17 protein-coding genes are annotated in these 19094 nt (G+C 63.5%); 9 read left to right on the forward strand and 8 right to left on the reverse strand.

What is annotated here, in order from left to right; genetic code table 11:
- Positions 1-18: 18 nt before the first annotated feature.
- From AC0L2U_RS14345 to AC0L2U_RS14375, 7 genes are all read left to right on the forward strand, one after another.
- A complete protein-coding gene (locus AC0L2U_RS14345) occupies positions 19-879 on the forward strand; it encodes an FAD binding domain-containing protein (RefSeq protein ID WP_128287695.1) in 861 nt (286 codons plus the stop codon).
- Complete coding sequence (locus AC0L2U_RS14350; RefSeq protein WP_473602079.1) at positions 876-3710, forward strand: molybdopterin-dependent oxidoreductase; 2835 nt, start codon at positions 876-878, stop codon at positions 3708-3710. The genes AC0L2U_RS14345 and AC0L2U_RS14350 overlap by 4 nt, the downstream gene beginning before the upstream one ends.
- Complete coding sequence (locus AC0L2U_RS14355; protein WP_127395501.1) at positions 3707-5248, forward strand: 6-hydroxynicotinate reductase; 1542 nt, start codon at positions 3707-3709, stop codon at positions 5246-5248. The genes AC0L2U_RS14350 and AC0L2U_RS14355 overlap by 4 nt, the downstream gene beginning before the upstream one ends.
- On the forward strand, positions 5248-6132 hold the full coding sequence (locus tag AC0L2U_RS14360) for a UPF0280 family protein (protein WP_128287697.1): 885 nt from the start codon (positions 5248-5250) through the stop codon (positions 6130-6132). The genes AC0L2U_RS14355 and AC0L2U_RS14360 overlap by 1 nt, the downstream gene beginning before the upstream one ends.
- Positions 6125-6709 (forward strand): amino acid synthesis family protein, encoded by a 585-nt coding sequence (locus tag AC0L2U_RS14365; protein ID WP_127395503.1) that lies wholly within the window; start codon positions 6125-6127, stop codon positions 6707-6709. The genes AC0L2U_RS14360 and AC0L2U_RS14365 overlap by 8 nt, the downstream gene beginning before the upstream one ends.
- Positions 6706-7167, forward strand: a complete 462-nt coding sequence (locus tag AC0L2U_RS14370) for a MarR family winged helix-turn-helix transcriptional regulator (protein WP_127395504.1) — start codon at positions 6706-6708, stop codon at positions 7165-7167. Before AC0L2U_RS14365 ends, AC0L2U_RS14370 begins: the two co-directional genes overlap by 4 nt.
- A 116-nt stretch (positions 7168-7283) precedes the next feature.
- Positions 7284-8135, forward strand: a complete 852-nt coding sequence (locus AC0L2U_RS14375; RefSeq protein ID WP_473602081.1) for a three-Cys-motif partner protein TcmP — start codon at positions 7284-7286, stop codon at positions 8133-8135.
- On the opposite strand, the gene AC0L2U_RS14380 is transcribed toward AC0L2U_RS14375, so the two are convergent.
- The 4 genes from AC0L2U_RS14380 to AC0L2U_RS14395 all read right to left on the reverse strand — a co-directional run bounded on the left by AC0L2U_RS14380 (position 8132) and on the right by AC0L2U_RS14395 (position 12902).
- Positions 8132-8884 carry a DUF5131 family protein gene (locus tag AC0L2U_RS14380; RefSeq protein WP_023810743.1) on the reverse strand — a complete coding sequence of 251 codons (753 nt, stop codon included), beginning with the start codon at positions 8882-8884 and terminating at the stop codon, positions 8132-8134. The genes AC0L2U_RS14375 and AC0L2U_RS14380 overlap by 4 nt on opposite strands.
- 156 nt (positions 8885-9040) lie before the next feature.
- A complete protein-coding gene (locus AC0L2U_RS14385) occupies positions 9041-10009 on the reverse strand; it encodes a substrate-binding domain-containing protein (protein WP_127267673.1) in 969 nt (322 codons plus the stop codon).
- A complete protein-coding gene (locus AC0L2U_RS14390) occupies positions 10006-11322 on the reverse strand; it encodes an ABC transporter permease (RefSeq protein WP_127322601.1) in 1317 nt (438 codons plus the stop codon). Before AC0L2U_RS14390 ends, AC0L2U_RS14385 begins: the two co-directional genes overlap by 4 nt.
- Complete coding sequence (locus AC0L2U_RS14395; protein WP_473602083.1) at positions 11319-12902, reverse strand: sugar ABC transporter ATP-binding protein; 1584 nt, start codon at positions 12900-12902, stop codon at positions 11319-11321. The genes AC0L2U_RS14390 and AC0L2U_RS14395 overlap by 4 nt, the downstream gene beginning before the upstream one ends.
- 220 nt (positions 12903-13122) lie before the next feature.
- On the opposite strand from AC0L2U_RS14395, the gene AC0L2U_RS14400 reads away from it, so the two are divergent.
- A complete protein-coding gene (locus AC0L2U_RS14400) occupies positions 13123-14142 on the forward strand; it encodes a LacI family DNA-binding transcriptional regulator (protein ID WP_127267670.1) in 1020 nt (339 codons plus the stop codon).
- Positions 14143-14174: 32 nt separating this feature from the next.
- On the opposite strand, the gene AC0L2U_RS14405 is transcribed toward AC0L2U_RS14400, so the two are convergent.
- From AC0L2U_RS14405 to AC0L2U_RS14415, 3 genes are all read right to left on the reverse strand, one after another.
- A complete protein-coding gene (locus AC0L2U_RS14405; RefSeq protein WP_127328151.1) occupies positions 14175-15176 on the reverse strand; it encodes an LLM class flavin-dependent oxidoreductase in 1002 nt (333 codons plus the stop codon).
- Between the two features lie 68 nt (positions 15177-15244).
- Positions 15245-16414, reverse strand: coding sequence for an AI-2E family transporter (locus tag AC0L2U_RS14410; RefSeq protein WP_127397071.1), 1170 nt, complete (start codon positions 16412-16414; stop codon positions 15245-15247).
- 253 nt (positions 16415-16667) lie between these two features.
- Positions 16668-17726 carry an LLM class flavin-dependent oxidoreductase gene (locus tag AC0L2U_RS14415; RefSeq protein WP_292337483.1) on the reverse strand — a complete coding sequence of 353 codons (1059 nt, stop codon included), beginning with the start codon at positions 17724-17726 and terminating at the stop codon, positions 16668-16670.
- Between the two features lie 301 nt (positions 17727-18027).
- Between AC0L2U_RS14415 and AC0L2U_RS14420 the strand changes: the two genes are divergently transcribed.
- The gene (locus AC0L2U_RS14420) at positions 18028-18456 is read left to right on the forward strand and encodes a DUF6481 family protein (protein WP_023761392.1); all 429 of its coding nucleotides are present in this window, start codon (positions 18028-18030) and stop codon (positions 18454-18456) included.
- Positions 18457-18584: 128 nt separating this feature from the next.
- On the opposite strand, the gene sugE is transcribed toward AC0L2U_RS14420, so the two are convergent.
- The gene (gene sugE / locus AC0L2U_RS14425) at positions 18585-18899 is read right to left on the reverse strand and encodes a quaternary ammonium compound efflux SMR transporter SugE (RefSeq protein WP_013528463.1); all 315 of its coding nucleotides are present in this window, start codon (positions 18897-18899) and stop codon (positions 18585-18587) included.
- Between the last annotated feature and the right edge of the window lie 195 nt (positions 18900-19094).

The raw sequence follows: 19094 nt of genomic DNA on the forward strand, positions 1-19094 counted from the left end.
CTTTCTGGAAGGCAAAGCGTGATCCGTTACGCGAAACCCACCTCGGTCGACGAAGCGCTCGCTTTGCTTGGCGAGGGCGCCTGGCGCATCCTTGCCGGCGGCACCGATTTTTATCCGGCACAGGGCAGCAAACCCTTCCGCGACAATGTTCTCGACGTTAACGGCCTGGCTTCGCTGCGCGGCATTGCCGAGACGAGCGATCATTTCGTCATCGGCGCGCGCACGACCTGGACCGACATCGTCCGCCATCCCTTGCCGCCGGCCTTCGATGCGCTGAAACAGGCGGCGCGTGAGGTTGGCTCGGTGCAGATCCAGAACGTCGCCTCGGTCGCCGGCAATCTCTGCAACGCATCGCCTGCCGCAGACGGCGTGCCGGCCCTGCTCGTCCTCGACGCGGAGGTCGAGCTGCGCTCAGTTGCCGCGACGCGGCACCTGCCGCTGCAGGACTTCATTCTCGGCAATCGCCACACGGCTCTGCTGCCCGGTGAGATGGTTACGGCGATCCGCGTGCCGAGAACCGCCGCTGCGGGCATGTCGGCTTTCGTCAAGCTCGGCGCGCGCCGTTATCTCGTCATTTCCATCGCCATGGTGGCGGCGCGTCTGGTCGTCCAGGATGGCCTTGTCCGGCAAGCGGCGGTCGCCGCCGGCTCCTGTTCGGTGGTGGCCAAGCGGCTGGCCGGCGTCGAAGCCGCGCTGCACGGTCTGCCGGTGGACGGCGGACTCGCCGACGCGGTCCTGGCCGCGCCGATGGCAGAACTGTCGCCGATCGCCGATGTGCGCGGCAGCGCCGAATACCGGCTCGATGCGGTGCGCGAGATTGTTGCCCGCACGGTGCTCGCGGCTATGGGGCTTACGACTGGCGAAGAGGTGGCGGCATGAGCCAAATTCAGCCTGACGCGCGTGAAGCCCTGCCCGATCCGGGCAGGGCCCAGCCAGGCTTCGGCGCTTTGCGCGCCGATATCGCCTTCGAGGTCAACGGCGCCGCCATCTCGGTCAATGTGCCGCCCCTGCGCCGCCTGTCCCTGGTGCTGCGCGATGAATTGCTGTTGACCGGCACGAAGGTCGGCTGCGACGCCGGCGACTGCGGCGCCTGTACGGTGCTGGTCGACGGCGATCCCGTCTGCGCCTGCCTGATGTCGGCGGCTTCCGCCGCCGGGACGGCGGTAACATCCGTCGAAGGCCTCGCCAATGGCCGGCTGTCGGCGCTGCAGGCCTCGTTCCTTGCCCATGGCGCGGCGCAGTGCGGCATCTGCACGCCGGCGCTGCTGGTCGCGGCAACGGCGTTGCTGGACAAACAGCCAAGCCCGACCGAGGCCGAGGTGCAGGATGCGCTGGGCGGTATTCTCTGCCGCTGCACCGGCTACCGGAAGATCATCGCGGCGGTGATGGATGCGTCCCTGCAGGGCGCAAGCCTCGATTTCCGCTTGCCTCGATCAGGCCATGCGATCGGCTCCTCGCCCGTCCGGCTCGACGGCCTGCCGAAGGTCACCGGGGCTGAGAAATTCGGCGGCGATTCCTTCCCCGCCGATGCGCTGGCCGTGCTGGTGGTCCGCTCGCCGCATTATCACGCCAGCTTCGCCTTCGGCGATCTGGACGGCTGGGAGAAGGCACATCCCGGCGTTGCCGGTGTCTTCACCGCCGCTGACATTCCGGGAAAAAACTGTTTCGGCGTCATCGGCCCGTTCGCCGACCAGCCGGCGCTGGCAGAAAGGTTTGCCCGCCTTCGCGGTGAGGCTGTGGCGCTGGTCGCCGGCGAGCGCGAGGCGATGCTCGATCTCGACCTCTCGGACTTTCCGATCCGCTGGACCGAATTACCGCATGTTCTCCAATCCTGCGAAGCGCGCGCCGAGGGTGCCAAGCTCATTCATGAGAACAGGCCGGCAAACTTGCTGACCTCCGGCTTCGTCGAACGCGGCGATCCGGAAGCAGCGCTTGCCGGCGCGGCTTTCACCGTCTCTGGCGCCATCGACACCTCCTATGTCGAGCACGCCTATATCGAACCGGAAGCCGGCTATGCCTATCTGGACGGCGACACGCTGGTCGTCGTCGCCTGCACCCAGGCGCCCTATATGGACCGCGACGAGACGGCGAAGGTGCTCGGCCTAGCCGTCGACAAGGTGCGCATCGTGCCGACCGCGACCGGCGGCGGTTTCGGCTCCAAACTCGACGTTTCGCTGCAGCCGCTGATTGGCCTTGTGGCGATAAAGACGGGGCGGCCGGCGGCACTTGCCTACACCCGCAACGAATCGATGGTGTCGACCACCAAGCGCCATCCGGCCGAGATGAAGGCGACCATCGGCGCCGATGCCGACGGCATTGTCACCAGCATGATCTTCGAAGGTGACTTCAACACCGGCGCGTATGCAAGCTGGGGCCCTACCGTGGCCAACCGCGTGCCGGTGCACGCCTCCGGACCCTATGCGACGCCGAATTACCGCGCCGAAGGCCGCGCCATCCACACGCATGGGCCGATCTCCGGCGCCTTCCGCGGCTTCGGCGTGCCGCAAGCGACGATCATGCAGGAGACGCTGTATGACGAGCTAGCCGGCAAGCTCGGCATGGACCGGCTCGATTTTCGCTTGAAGAACTGCCTTCGTAACGGATCCGAAACGGTTACCGGGCAGCTTCTGGAGTCCGGCGTCGGCATTGCCGAATGCCTCGAATCGCTGCAGCCGCACTGGGTGCGCGCAACGGCCGATGCGGATGCGTTCAACCGTGCCAGCAGGGATAGAAAGCGCGGCGTTGGCGTCGCGTCCTGCTGGTATGGCTGCGGCAACACCTCGCTGCCCAATCCGTCGACCATCCGGGTCGGCATCGCGGCTGACGGCACGGTCATCCTGCACCAGGGCGCCGTCGATATCGGCCAGGGATCGAACACGGTCATCGCCCAGATATGCGCCGACGCGCTCGGCCTGCCGCTTGAGAAATTCCAGTTGAAGAGCGCCGATACAGCCATCACCCCCGACGCCGGCAAGACCTCGGCCTCGCGCCAGACCTTCGTCACCGGCAAGGCGGCCGAAAAGGCTGGCCGCGCCTTGCGCGAAAAGATCCTGCGCTTCGCCAATGTTTCGGAAAAAGCCGCTCTGCAACTGGACGGTTCGGTGATCGTCATCCGCGAGGGAGAAGCCACCCGCCGCATCGATCTCGCTACATTGGACGTGGATGCCGAAGGCTTCGTCTTTCGCGCCGAGGAGACCTACGACCCGCCGACGCTGCCCCTCGACGCCAAGGGCCAGGGCAAACCCTACGCCGTCTACGGCTATGGCGCGCAGATCGCCGAATTGGAGGTCGACCTCAAGCTCGGCACGGTGAAGCTGCTGAAAATCACCGCCGCGCATGATGTCGGCAAGGCGATCAACCCGCTGCTGGCCGAGGGCCAGATCGAAGGCGGCATTGCGCAAGGCATCGGCATGGCGCTGATGGAAGAGTATATCCCCGGCCGCACCGAGAATCTGCACGATTATCTCATCCCGACCATTGGCGACGTGCCGCCGATCGAGACCATCCTGATAGAAGTTCCGGATCCGGAAGGACCCTTTGGTGCCAAGGGTTTGGGCGAGCACGTGCTGATCCCGACGGCGCCGGCGATCCTCAACGCCATCCGCCACGCCACCGGTGTGCTGGTCACCAAGATTCCGGCGACGCCGACGCGTATCCGCGCTGGCATCCGCGAAAAAAATGGCATCCGCGAAAAGGAGGCACGCCGATGAGCGAGCTTGCCGAGCGCTTCGAAACCCATGATCCCGGCGAGAAGCTGGTGGCGGAGAAGATCCGCTGCGATGCCTGTCCGGTGATGTGCTACATCGCTGACGGGCGCACCGGAGCATGCGACCGCTACGGCAATGTCGGCGGCAGGATCGTGCGGACGGACCCGCTGACCATCCTCGACCATGCGGCCGAGACCGGCGCGGCAATCGTACCGTTCGTCGCCGAGGGCGAGGCATGGGACGGCGAACTGGTCAACACCGGCCGCCGCTTCGTCACCGCAATAGGCGCCGGCACCACCTATCCCGACTACAAGCCGGCCCCGTTCATCGTCAGCCAGGAAGTCGAGGGCGTCGATCTCGTCACCGTCGTCACCGAAGGCATTTTTTCGTACTGCGGCGTCAAGGTGAAGATCGATACCGACCGGCATATCGGACCCGAGACGGCAATAGTCCGCGCAGCCGGCGAAGCGATCGGCCATGTCACCACAGGCGAATATGGCTCGCAGATGCTGTCGCTGGGCGGTGTCCATCACCTCACCGGCGGCTCCAAGGCCGAGGGTCGCGCCACCTGTGACGCGCTGCTCAATCTGTGCAACCGCAAGCCGGTGGAACTGGCCATCGATGGCGGCGCCACCATCATAGTCGAAGCCGGCAAAGCACCAGTCATCGACGGCAAGCAGGAACACCGCATGCGTGTCGGCTGCGGCTCGGCCACCATCGGCATGTTCGCCACGCAATGGCGCGGCCTTGTCGACGAGGTGGTGGTGGTCGACGACCACATCACCGGCGTCGTTTCCGAGCATCAGGCCGGCAAGGTGCTGGGCTGGCAGGATACAGGTATAAAAATAGTCGGCCGCCGTTCGACGCCGGGCCGCTATTTCAAGGTCTCCGAACCCGGGCTGGGCTGGGGCGGCACCAGCATTTCAGACCCGCTGTCGATCCTCGGCGAATGGAATGCCAAGAAAGGCGCGCGGCCGGGCCTTTCGCTGCTGATGGTGTCGACCACCGGGGAACAGTTCGCCTATTACGAACTCGACGACGAACTGAAACCGGTGCAAAAACCTTTCCCCGAACGGCTGCAGAAGTCGGTCGGGCTGATCGAGGACAATTGCGAGCCAGCTTTGTGCACAGTGCTGTTCATCGGCGGCGCCGGCGGCTCGCTGCGGGCCGGCGTCACCGAAAACCCGGTCAATCTCACCCGCTCGGTTCAGGGCCTGACCACCTATGTCACGGTCGGCGGCGCGCCGGTCTATGTCTGGCCGGGCGGCGGCATCACGCTGATGGTCGATGTCACCAGAGTGCCTGAGGGTGCCTTCGGCTATGTGCCGACGCCGGCGCTGGTGGCGCCTATCGAATTCACGCTGCGCCGCGACGACTATGTCAGGCTCGGCGGGTACGAGGCCGAGATCCGCAGCGTCGAGGATATTGTCGCAAAAGGCGGTGAGTACCTGAATCCGCGCCGCGGCACAGGCGCCGAAGCCACCAATCCATGGCCGCCACTCGCGCAGCTGCGCCGTGCCGGCTCGAACGGGGCCGGGTGATGCAAGGCCCGCAAGCCAACTGGCTGCAGGACGGCAAGCGGCTCCATCTCAACCACGGGCCGATCGACCTGATCGTCGAGGTTTTTGGTGAGGCGGATGAATGCCGCCGAGCCTATGAACAGGCGGTAGCGCGGTTCCAGACGATCCTGATGGAGCTGGTCGAGGAGCTCCCCGAATTGCGACTACCGGCGTTTTTCCTGGCGCCGCGCACCTTCGCCGGCCCGACGGCGCGCCGCATGGAAGCAGCCGTCATGCCCCTGGCGGAATGCTTCATAACACCGATGGCCGCCGTCGCGGGATCGGTAGCCGACGAAATGCTCGCCGCATTGCTTGCCGGCCGCAAGCTCGATCGCGCCTATGTCAACAATGGTGGCGACTGCGCAATCCATATCGGCAGGGGACAGTCGATGGGATTGGCGGTCGCCGGCACCGGTAACGGCATGGCGGACCGGATCACGATCCGCGCGGAAGATCGCGTTCGCGGCGTTGCCACCAGCGGCTGGCGCGGCCGCTCCTTCTCGCTTGGCATTGCCGACGCCGTCACCGTGCTCGCGCGGACCGGCGCCGAGGCCGATGCGGCGGCGACCCTCATTGCCAACGCGGTGGACCTGCCCGGCAATCCAGCCATCAAGCGCATTCCCGCGCACGAACTGTCGCCCGACAGCGATCTCGGCGCGCGGCTGGTGACACATGGTGTCGGCACGCTTGGCCTTGGCGAAGTGGCGCGGGCGCTGGACAATGGCCTTGCCGTCGCCGAAGATTTTCGCCGGCGCGGCCTGATTGCCGGATCGGCGCTGTTTCTTGGCGGTGAGATCCGCATCAGTGGCTCGGTCGCGCTTGCAGCGCCCAACAAAAGTTCGAGGGAGGAAGTTGCCCATGCCTGAGTTTTCGATCCGCAAAATCGCGGTGCTGACCGAAGAGATTTTTCACGAGGGCGGGCCGGTGGCCCAGGTGCCGCGCCGCCGCGCCGCCGCCATGGCCCTGGTGAAAAACCCGTTCGCCGGGCGCTATGTCGAAGACTTGCAGAGCGCCATGGACGATCTGAAGCCGCTCGGCCTGTTGCTCGCCGATCGGCTGATCGCGGCGCTCGGCGGCGACGTCAAGCAGATCGACGGCTACGGCAAGGGCGCCATTGTCGGCACGGCGGGCGAGTTGGAGCACGGTGCGCTGTGGCATGTGCCCGGCGGCTACGCCATGCGCGAACGGCTCGGCGACGCCAAGGCGATCGTGCCGTCGGCCAAGAAGGTCGGCGCGTTCGGTTCAAAGCTCGATGTACCGCTCGGCCACATCAACGCCGCCTATGTGCGCAGCCATTTCGACGCCATGGAAGTCGGCATCAGCGATGGTCCGCGCCCGGACGAAATCCTGTTCTGCCTCGCCATGACCTGTGGCCCGCGCATCCACGATCGCATGGGTGGTCTCGCGGCCGATGACATCAAAGCCTGGGATGGCTTGCGGTGAGCGCCGAGGACAATCTGCTCAAGCTGGTCGAGGTCGAGGCGCCGGACGACCAGGATTACCTCCTGCAGGAGCAGGTCGGCTTCATCCTGCGCAAGGCGCATCAGCGCCATGTGGCGATCTTTGCCGCGCATATCGGCGATCTGACGCCGCCGCAATTCGCGGCGTTGGCCAAGCTGCGTGACGTCGGCGAGACCTCGCAGAACCAGCTCGGCACGCTGATCGCGATGGATGCGGCGACGGTGAAGGGCGTCATCGACCGGCTGAAGGCGCGCGGCCTGGTTGAGCTTTCCAGGCACGAGGTCGACAAGAGACGGCTGCTGGTCAATCTGACCGCGGCAGGCCGCGATGCCATCGACCGCCTGATCCCGCTGGCGCGCGAGATCACCCAGGAAACGCTGGCGCCGCTCTCCGCCAAGGAGATCGCCACCTTCATGAAGCTGCTGGTGAAGCTGGCTTAGAGCGGCGCTGCCGCGAGAATGGGCCGACTAGCAAGGCCTTATGTAATATAGCTGTCGGAGAAGAGTTCGCCTCAGGCGAATGCGGTTAGCTCGTTGCTTGTCGATTGACACCAAAGATGATTGGATCGATCAAAACGGGGGCGTTTGTGGGGCAGCTTGTTCAAGGCGACGACGGATCGCCCGTAGAGGAGGTCGGCGCCTGGGCCAAAACTAAGCACGAGTATCTATGTCGTTATGTCGACATCAGCCGTGGCGTCCGATCAAAATGGCTCGATCACGGAAAGGCTGGAGCAACTCTGATTGATCCGTTCTGTGGACCGGGCAGATGCAGGATTCGCGGCACCAATGAGTTCATTGATGGCGGTGTGGTTGCTGCCTGGAAGAAGAGTGCGGACAGCAGAACGCCATTCTCTGCGGTATATATCGGAGATATCGAACCCGGGCGGGTTGAGGCTTGCAAGAAACGGCTACAAGCGCTGAACGCTCCGGTCGTGGCTTTCACGGGTAATGCTGTTGCCACCATCAAGACGGTCGTCGGCGTTGTGAACCCTCATAGCTTGAATTTCGCATACCTGGATCCTTACAACCTGGAGACGCTCAACTTCGAGATGATCAGGACGCTGTCAGACCTTCGGTACGTCGACATGCTTGTACATGTCAGCCAAATGGACCTGCAGCGGAACCTCGACAAATACTCGTCGGGCGACTCGACGGTGTTCGATGCCTTCATTCCTGGCTGGCGTGACGCCATCAAAGCGGGAAACGCCAAGGCAACACGCCATGCAATTTTGCGTTATTGGTCGGAACTTGTTGGACGACTCGGCGTATGGCCCTCCCCCGAACCCAAGCTAGTAACCGGACCCGGCAACCAGCCGCTATATTGGCTTCTGCTAGCCGCCAAGCATGAACTCGCTCTGGCGTTTTGGAAGGTCGCTGCCAACAACCAAAGACAGGGCAACCTTTTCTAGGCGGTAGCTGACGGCATCTCATCGTAGATACGACCATTGAGCATACGACCGGCGGCTTTCTTATTATTGCCTCCCCACTGCTTGAAGAAGAATGCCGTGCCCGCGCGTCGGCACATCGTTTCGATCTCGTCGACCCAGTGAGGATTCATATCCCGTGCCCCTGGCCCGCTTTCACCGCCAACGATTGCCCATTGAATACCGGTGAGATTGGCACCGGCCACAGATCCAATCAACGGCTCTAGAGAAACGAACCGGATTGCTGCTGGCACTCGGCGAAGGTCATCGAGTCTGCCCAGCACTCGATGGTCTTCAACGCTGGTCCCGAGCCAGACATTCGGCAGAACGGGAAAGTCGCCACGCGTCAGAACCTTGGCCATGACTTCCGGGCGCTTCGTTAGAATCTGATAAGTATGCCGTGGCGTCTCTTCCATCACAGCCCATACCTGCCGAATGAAATCGGCTGGCACATCGACATGAAAGAGATCGGACATCGAGTTCACGAAGACGCGGCGTGGTTTTGACCAAGTTGCGGGGATCGACAGCGATTTCGGATCGGTGATGACTTTGCCGGTCCACTTCGCCCGGCCACCCGTCTTCCGTGTTAAGCCCTGGTACTTGTTCATGCCCATGGCATCTAGTCGTGCCGCCATGCGCATCGCGTAGCAGTTCGTACAACCGGCGGTCAGGATCGTGCAGCCGGCCACCGGGTTCCACGTCGCGTCGGTCCATTCGATCGAAGTCTCAGCCATAGGAAGATTCTCCTTCACGTTGATGGTTAATTCAAGGTGATGAAGCTTCCGTTATCGAGTTCGACGGGTGAAGAGGTTCCGGCCATAGCCCACCAAAGAGCGGGAGAGCTATGGCCGAATTCTAAACACCGGAGCTACCTTCTCCGGCAATAGCATTCAGAGGCCGTTGTCCTTCAGCACCTGGGCGGCGTTTTCCTTGGTGATCTTCTCGGTCGGCAGAGTGATGGTCTTTTCGACCTTCTCGCCGTTGAGGAACTTGATCGCCTGGCGCAGGCCTTCGGCACCGGGAGTGACATAGGTGAAGGTCGCCGTCAGCTCGCCCTTGTTGACCATCTGCACGCCTTCGTTGGGCAGGCCGTCAATGCCGATGAACTTGATGTCCTTTTCGCGGCCGACATCCTTGGCGGCGAGATAGGCACCATAGGCCATCGGGTCGTTGTGGCCGTAAACGAGATCGATCTTCTCGTTGCTCTTCAGCGCGTTGGCCATCAGATTGTAGGCCTGATCCTGCTTCCAGTCGCCCGACTGCTGGTCGAGCAGATATTTGATGCCCGGCTCCTTGTCGGTGAATTCGTGGAAGCCGTCGTGGCGGTCATGCGCCGGCTGGGTGCCCATGCCGCCCCAGATCTCGACGACGTTGCCTGCAGCCTTGCCCTTGCCGCCAAGCAGTTCGACGGCATATTCGCCGGCCGCGCGGCCGATCAGCGCGTTGTCGCCACCGACGAACTGCGTATAGTCCTTGGTCTCGACATTGCGGTCGAGCACGAAGACCGGGATCTTGGCATCGATCGCCTGCTGCACGACGCCGGTCAGGCCGGCCGATTCCTTCGGTGACACCAGCAGCGCATCGACTTCCTGGCGGATCAGGTTCTCGACATCGGCGACCTGCTTTTCGGTCTTGTCCTCGCCGTCGGTGATGATCAGTTCGACCTCGGGATGCTTGGCGGCTTCGGCCAGAATGTCCTTGTTGAACTGCGCGCGCCAGGGCTCGATGGTCGTCACCTGCGAGAAGCCGATCTTCCACTTCTTGTCCTGGGCGAAGGCATTGCCGGTGGTCAGCAGCGCGGTGGTGGTCAGCAGTGCCGCGGTCACGGCGGCAAGCTTCAACATGTCACGTCGTTTCATTTTTTGTTTCCTCCGAGATTGAGAGACGGTGTCTCTTGCGACGGCCGCTTTGCCGCGGCCGTTTCCTTGTGCGCCGATTGCCCGCCGGGCAGGCGCAGATAGGCCAGGAGATCACCGGCATTGCGCTCCTGCACGAGCACGGTGCCGATGATGATCATCCCCTTCAGCACCAGCTGAAGGTTCGAATTGATGTTGTGGAGCTGCAGGATGTTGGAGAGCAGACCGAAGATCAGCACGCCGCAGAACGTGCCGGTGAGGCTGCCGCGCCCGCCCATCAGGCTGGTGCCGCCGATGACCACGGCGGCGATGGCGTCGAGCTCCAGCCCGGCGCCGGCATCCGGCTTGCCTTGCCGGTACTGTGCGACATAGAGCACGGCGGCGATCCCGGCGAGCAGCCCCGAGACGGCATAGGTTGCGATCTTGACGCGGCCGGCGGCGATGCCGGAGAGGCGCGCCGCCTCCTCGTTGCCGCCGATGGCGTAGACGTAACGGCCGAACGGCGTGAAGCGCAGCACCGCGCCATAGATCAGGATGGCGCCGAGGAAGAACAGGCCCGGCATCGGGATGATGCCGAACACCAGCGAGCGCAGTATCTCGAAATCGGCGGTCGCGTTGGAGCCGGTATAGACCGGCAGCACCGCATTGTTCTGGCCGGCGGTCAACCGTGCGATGCCGAGCGCCGTCACCATCATCGCCAGGGTGACGATGAAGGGCTGCAGGCGCCCGGCAACGATGATGAAGCCGTTGAGCGCGCCGAACAGCAAACCAACGCACGGCGCCACCAGCAGCACGCCGAGCACACCGAATTTCGGCTCGATCTGCGGCAGCAGAAACCACAGCGACAGGCAGCACAGGACCACGCCGACGACGGCGGGCGTGACCAGGCCGCGAATCCCGTCCAGCTTGATCTCACGGAGGAGGTCGGCGCCGGCACGGGATTTTGCCAGGTTCTGGAAAATGAAACGGGTGACGACGAAACCGAGGCAAAGCGCCACCAGGGCGACGGTTGGCACGCCCAGCACGACGCCGGGCGTCACGCCTGGAACCGTCAGCAGCATGGCGCAGACCACCGAGCAGATGGCCATCAGCGAGCCGACGGAGAGATCGATGCCGCCGGTGATAATGACAGCCGTCATGCCAGTGGCGATCAGGCCGGTGGTCGACACCTGGCGCAGCACATCGAGCAGATTGCCGTAGGAGAGGAAGATGTTGTTGCCCTTCGAGCTCATCGGCGAGCCCAGGACACCGATCAGGAAGATGGCGATCAGGCCCCAATAGAGCTTGGTCCGGGACAGGAGTTTCAAAACGGTCATGCGGCTGGTCTCGATATGGTCCGGCGCGGGGCGGCGAGGCGCATGATGGCCTCCTCACTGGCCGCGTCGCGGGAAAGAATGCCTGTCTGGCGGCCATCGGCCATCACCAGGATGCGGTCGGAGAGGTGCAGCAGCTCCGGCAGTTCGGAGCTGATGACGGCGATGGCGAGACCGTCGCGCGCCAGCTTGAAGATCAGGTCGTAGATCTCGCGTTTGGCGCCGACATCGATGCCGCGCGTCGGCTCGTCGAGCAACAGCACCCTCGGCTTCGTCGCCAGCCATTTGCCGATGACAACCTTCTGCTGGTTGCCGCCCGACAGCGTACCGGCGGGCTGGTCGATGTCCCGGCAGCGGATGCCGAGGGCCTTGACCGCCTGCCGCGCCAGCCCCTGCTCGCCGGCCAGCGAGCGGATGCCGAAGCGGGCCAGCGAGCCGACCAGCGGCAGCGCGACATTGTCCGCGATCGAAGCCTGCAGATGCAGCCCTTGCGTCTTGCGGTCCTCGGTCACCAGCGCAATGCCCAGCCGCCTCGCATCGCGCGGCGAACGGATGTCCACGGGATGGCCGTCAATACGGATTTCGCCGCCGGTGCGGCCATCGCTCGAGCCGAAGATCGCTTCCAGGATCTCGGTGCGACCCGAACCCAGTAGCCCGCCAATGCCGAGGATTTCTCTGGCGGCAAGATCGAAGCGGACGCCGTCGATCACCGTGCGCCAGCCATGGGCATCGGGCTTCGACAGCGACAGGTTTTCGACCGAAAGCACGATATTGCCACCGGAATGGCGCTCTTCCTGGGAGGAAGCGAGCAGGTTGCGGCCGACCATCGCCGAAATGATCGCATCTTCGTCGAGCCTGGCCATCGGCTCGGTCAGCATATGGCGTCCGTCGCGAAACACGGTGACGCGGCCGGCCAGGTGCATGACCTCGTCGATGCGGTGCGAGATGTAGACGATGGCGACGCCGCTGTCGGCAAGCTGGCGGATGATGCGGAACAGCCGCTGGCATTCGGCCGGCGAAAGCGCCGAGGTCGGCTCGTCCATGATCAGGATGCGTGCCGACATCGACAGAGCCTTGGCGATCTCGACCAGTTGCTGCTCGCCGACGCGCAGGGCGCCGACGCGGGCTTGCGGATCGAGTTCGATGCCGAGCCGCTGCAACAAAGCACCTGCCGCGCGGCTGCTCGCCTTGCGGTCGACGATCAGCCCGGCGATCAGCTTCTCGCGGCCGAGGAAGATGTTGTCGGCGACGCTGAGTTCGGGCACCAGGTTGAGCTCCTGATGAATGATGGCGATGCCGGCATCCTCGGCGTCGCGCACGCCGGCGAAGCTGACGGGGCGGCCATCGACGCTGACCGTGCCTTCATAGCCGGTATAGACGCCGGAGAGGATTTTCATCAGCGTCGACTTGCCGGCGCCGTTCTCGCCCATCAAGGCATGAACCTCGCCGCGACGCAGCTCAAAGCCGACATCGACAAGCGCGGCGATGCCGCCGAAGCTCTTGGAAATGCGCTCGGCACTCAGAACGATGTGCGACCGATCGGCCGCACCGTGCTCCGGTGAAAGGGAATTGCTCTCTTGCATGACAATGGCGGCCTCCCTTCCGTCGTCGTCAACTTCCCGCAAACGCTAATCTAAACGTTTCGATCATGTCAAGCCGATATAAGGTGCCGGGCGTTTGATGCAATTCGATTCTTGCTTAAAAGGACAGGATTCCGTACGTATTGGCCAGCAAGGGTGGCGAAACGTTTCGAAAATGACAGCGTCAGGGCAAAAAAGACACCGCAAATCCACCGCGCCCACCATGCTCCATGTGGCTGAAGCGGCGCGTGTTTCTGTCGCCACCGTTTCGGCGCTGATCAATGGCACGGCGACGGTCAGCCCGGAGCTTAGCCAGCGCATCGAGCAGGCGATCCGCGATATCGGCTACAAGCGCAACGCGATCGCCCGCAGCCTGAAGATGGGCACGACCCGCACCATCGGACTGACCGTGCCGCACATCACCAACCCGTTCTTCACCGATGTCGTCTCGGTCATCCAGCAGGCCTTCGACCGGGCCGGCTATGCCGTCATGCTGTGCTGCACGGACGAGGACTTGAACACCCAGGACGACCAGATCAGGCTGCTGCTCGACCGCATGGTCGACGGGCTGATCGTGGCGCGCGTCGGCGACGGCGCGATCCTCAAGCGGATCGTCGACGACGCCAACGTGCCGGTCGTGCTGCTCGATCGTATCTGCAAAGGCATCGACACCGATGCCGTGGTGCTGGACAACCAGCGCGCGGTGTTCGACGCCATCACCTATCTGATCAATCTCGGCCACCGGCGCATCGGTTACATCACCGGCACCTCGGACATCTCGCCGATGCATGACCGCATGGCGGGATATCGCGAGGCGCTTCACGCCGCCGGCCTGCCGATCGCCGAGGAGCTGATCCGCTTCGGCAATTTCCACGAGATCGATGGCTATAACGAAACCATGCAGATGCTTTCCTCGCATGATCGTCCAAGCGCGATCTTCTCGGCCAACAATCCGATGGTGATCGGTACCATGAAGGCGATCCGCGACATCGGCCTGTCCTGCCCGGAAGATATTTCGGTCGCCTGCTTCGACGACTTTCCATGGTCCGACGTGTTCCAGCCGCAGTTGACCACGGTGGCCCAGCCCGTGCAGGCGATCGGCGAACAGGCGGCCAATCTGCTTCTCGATCGTCTCGCCGGCAACAGGGACGCGCCGCCGCGCAAGCTTTTGCTCAAGGGCAGGCTGATGATCCGCAATTCATGCCGTCCGCTCGGCGCGATTGCGCAGAGCGTGAGCGCGTAGCCTTCCCCCGGCGTAAGTCGTACCAGGATTTGTCAGGCCGCCTGCGACAGGGATTTGTGCGCGTCGGCCAGGATCTCGAACGATCGCACCCGTGCCGCATGATCAAAAATCTGCGCAGTGACCATCAGCTCGTCGGCACCGGTGCGGCGCACGAAGGCATCGAGGCCTTGCCGCACCGTTTCCGGAGAGCCGACGACGGCGCAGGACAATGCCTGGCCGAGCATTGTCTTTGCCATCGGATCGAGATCGCGGTCATAGTTCTCGACAGGTGGCGGCAGCCGGCCGGCCCGACCGGTGCGCAGATTGACGAAAGCCTGCTGCAGCGAGGTGAACAACAAACGGGCCTCCGCATCGGTGGGCGCGGCGAAGACATTGAGGCCAAGCATGACATGCGGCTTGTCGAGCTGCTCGGACGGCTGGAAGCGCGAGCGGTAGACATCCAGCGCGTGATCCAGCTCCGCCGGCGCGAAATGCGAAGCGAAGGCGTAGGGCAGGCCGAGCATGGCGGCGAGCTGCGCGCCGTAGAGGCTGGAGCCGAGGATCCAGACCGGCACGTTCTGGCCTTCGCCGGGCACGGCGCGAATTCGCTGGCCTTCCTCGGCCGGCTGGAAATAGCCCATCAGCTCGACGACATCCTGAGGGAAATTGTCGACCCCGGCCTCGAGATTGCGGCGCAAGGCACGGGCGGTGCCCATGTCGGTGCCGGGCGCCCGGCCGATGCCGAGATCGATGCGGCCCGGATGCAAGGCGGCCAGCGTGCCGAACTGCTCGGCAATCACCAGCGGCGAATGGTTGGGCAGCATGATGCCGCCGGCGCCGACACGAATGGTCTTGGTGCCGCCGGCGACATGGGCAATGACGACGGCGGTTGCAGCGCTGGCGATACCCGGCATGTTGTGATGCTCGGCCAGCCAGAAACGCTTGTAGCCCAGGCGCTCGGCATGGCGGGCAAGATCGAGCGAGTTGGCCAGCGACTGCGAGGCATCGCTGCCTTCGACGATCGGCGACAGGTCGAGAACGGAAAGAGCGGTCATGGATGGGATCCTGTGTCAGGACCGCATGTAGGAAGCATCCGGCGGCGCCGCAAATTCAAAAATATTGATCAGCCTTTGATAGCTTCGGGGTCGGCGATGTCGTCCTCCTCGACGACAACCGCGTGCTGCGCGGCGAGAAAATTGCCGACATGGCTGAGCCCGTCGAAATGATCGCAGAATACCTTGATGACGACCAGCAGCGGCACCGCCATCAGGGCGCCAACGAAGCCCCACAGCCATGACCAGAAGGCGATGGCGATCAAGATTGCCACGGCGTTGATCTCCAGGCGCCGGCCGACCACCATCGGCGTCACGAACTGGCCTTCGACGATGTCGCACAAGATCACGAAGGCCGGCGCCAGAAGCGCGTAGAAGATGGTATCGAAGCTGATCAACGCCATGACCGTGACAAGCACGATGGTGATCAGCGCTCCGACATAGGGCAAGAAGTTGAGCAGCGCCGCGGCGGCTCCCCAGACCAGCGGATTGGGCATGCCGAGCGCCCACAGACCGAGAGCGATGACTGTGCCAAGGCCGGCATTGATGATGGTGACGGTGAGCAGATAGTGCGAGATTTCGCGCTCGACGTCATAGACGACGCGCAGCGCCCGTTTCTTTTCGCTGAGGCTGGCGAAGGACTGGATGATCTTTTCATAGAACATCGTCCCGGAGGCGAGCAGGAACAGCGACATCACGAAGATGATGGTCAGGCCTGTTCCGGCCGACAGGATGTTGCTGGCGGCCGCCGACAGGATGCCGGACTGCGCCATCGCCACCCTCTGGATGCCCGGCTCCTGCGACGTCTGGGTCAGCTGTTCGATCTGATGCGAAATCTGCATGATCTTCTCGAGTGGGCGGCGCAATTGCGCCAGCCGTTCGGCAAGTTGCTGGCCTATCGAAGAGGTGTTGTTGATGAGGTCGATGATCGGTCCGCTGAGGAGGTAGCCTACGCTGGCAAAGATGCAGATCGACAACAGCACCAGAAGGGTCGCCGAAACCACTTCGGAGATGCCGTGCCTGCGCAGGAGCCTAACGATCGGCGTCAGCGTCAGCGCCAGCAGGAAAGCCAGAATGACCGGCATGAAGAAAGCGCGAGCGAAGTAGAGCGCATAGATGGCCATGAACAGGAAAATGCCGACGAGCAGCGAGCGCATCAGATGCGTGTCGGCGCGGGCCGCAACGCGCGAATCCGACTCGTCGGCGATGGCGCGGCCCAAGGCAGCGGGTTCGGTTTTCATGCTCACCCTCGAGCCGGCGCCCTCGGCGATCGGCTATTGCTTGCATGAACGCAGAGTTATGGGCGCAGGTTCCATGAGCCGGCTTCCGGAATGAGGCCCGTTTGCACGGGTCCGGAAATCAGAGCGCGCCGCAGCATCCAGGCCTGCACTCACGGAGTTGGAAGAAAGATTTGGCTTTCTTCCAAATGTCGTGGCGACGAGAACGAAAAATCCGGCCCTTCTCAATGGTAGCAGCCAGCAGCCGACATTTCCGTCAGGCTGGTGCGGTGACGGCTGTGGCAGCCCTGGCTGTTTCCTTGCGCACGATCGGCGCCACCCTGGTGCCGTAGAGTTCGATCGCCTTCATGATCTTGGCATGCGGCATGGTGCCGATCGCCATTTGCAGCAGGAAGCGGTCATTGCCGAAGATCTTGTGCTGGGCGACGATCTTCTCAGCCACTTGCTCGGGACCGCCGACGAACAACGCGCCGTTCGGGCCGCGCGACTGGTCGAAATGCGCTTGGGATGTCGGACCCCAGCCGCGCTCGCGGCCGATGCGGTTCATCACCTCCGCCTGCGGGCCGTAAAAATCGTCGGCCGCCTGCTCGGTCGTCTCGGCGATGAAGCCGTGCACGTTGATGCTGGTGGCAAGGCCCCTCGGGTCGCTGCCGGCGCGCTTGGCGGCTTCGCGATAGAGATCGAACAGCGGCGCGAAGCGCGCCGGCTCGCCGCCGATGATGGCGAGCGCCAGCGGCAGGCCGAGCGCACCCGCGCGGGCGGCAGACTGCGGCGTGCCGCCAATGGCGATCCAGACCGGTAGCCTGTCCTGGAACGGCCGGGGATAAACGCCGCGATCGTTGATCGGCGCGCGCAGATTGCCGGACCAGGTAACCTTCACGCTGTCGCGGATGGCAAGCAGCAGATCGAGCTTTTCGGCGAACAGTTCGTCATAGTCCTCGAGGTTGTAACCGAACAGCGGGAAGGATTCGATGAACGAGCCGCGCCCGGCCATGATCTCGGCGCGGCCGCCCGACAGAAGGTCGAGCGTGGCGAACTGCTGAAAAACGCGCACCGGGTCATCGGAAGACAGAACGGTGACGGCACTGGTCAGCTTGATGCGCTTCGAGCGCTCGGCGGCCGCGGCCAGGGCCACGACCGGTGCGGAGGCGGCATAGTCGGGCCGGTGATGCTCGCCGAGGCCGAAGACGTCGAGGCCGACCTGATCGGCCAACTCGACCTCCTCGATCAGGTTGCGCAGCCGCTCATGCGGGCCGATGGCGCCGGGGCCCGGCTGCGGGCTGACGTCGGCGAAGGTGTAGAGACCGAGTTCCATCTAATGTCATCCTGGTGTTGGAATTTGCCGCTAGACGTAGCCATCCGCCAACCTCGCCGCCAGAGGCGCGACGGTGAACAGTGCATGTCGTTTTCGGTTCAATCTCTTCGTCGCAATTCCCAAGGGAAAGCGCTGCGCGCTTTTCCCGGGAAAACCGTTTCACACTTTCCCTGAAATTGCTCCAAAGGCGTCTCCCGAGTGCAACAGCCGACAATTTCATGGCTGCCATGCCGTTTTGGCGCTTGAACTCTCGGTTTTCGCGCGTATGTAAGCGTCGCGAATTGACTTCAGGGAAGTGGACTTGGCTATCTACAGGGAAAAAGACGTTTTCGAGCGGCGCAATGCCGCAAACGAGGCAAAGAAGGCGCTCCTCGAGCGCTTCAAGGCAAAGCCGGCGGCGGATGATCCTGCTGTGCTGGCACGGCAGGCTGAACGCAAGGCGATCCTTGCGGCCCGCGAAATCCGCGAGGCTGAAAAGGCTCGGCTGAAGCAGGAGAAGCTGGCACGCGAAGCGGTCGAGAAGGCCGAGCGCGAGGCAGCAGCCGAAGCGGCACGTATCGCCGCCGAGGAAGCTGCACAGGCTGAGGCCAAGATTCGGGAATCCGAAGAGAACGAGCGCATCGCCCGTTTTCTGGCCGACGAAGCCGAACGCAAGGCCAAGCGTGACGCGCGTTATGCGGCACGCAAGCAGCGCACCGGCAGGACGCCGCCGGGCTTCTCCGCCCGCTAGCCTCAGGATTACCGAAGCAGCCAGCTTCGACAATCAGGGTCGCCTCACAGCGGCCCTGAAGGTGTTAGTCCGTCGCCCAAATATTGGTCCCGGTTCTGAGAGGACGACATGCGCAAACCAAAAGACCGTCAGGCGGCGAACTTCAGCCCCATGATGCCGCAGACGATGAGCGCGATGCAGGCCAGCCTGATCGCGGTGGCTGGTTCGCCGAGCAGCCAGATGCCGAGCAGTGCCGTACCGACGGTGCCGATGCCGGTCCACACCGCATAGGCGGTGCCAACGGGCAGCGCCTTCAGCGCCAGGCCGAGCAGAGTGAGGCTGACGACCATCGAGGCAACGGTCAGCACGGTCGGCACCAGCTTCGAGAAGCCATCTGTGTATTTGAGGCCGATTGCCCAGCCGATCTCGAATAGGCCGGCGAAAAAGAGAAGAATCCACGACATCGACAACGCTCCATCAGAGCATCGGACCGGAAGGTGATTTCGGCGTCCGACGATCAGTCAAACAATGGCGGGTCGTCCCGTCCGGATTTTGGGGAAGCGCGAGGTCGTCCCCGCCATGCCAATATAGGAATTTCGAGCGCTCGATCAACAGCGGCCGGCAACAGTGTCGCCGGCCGTAACCCTTATTGCGAAGTG

Source organism: Mesorhizobium sp. WSM4808, assembly GCF_055811675.1.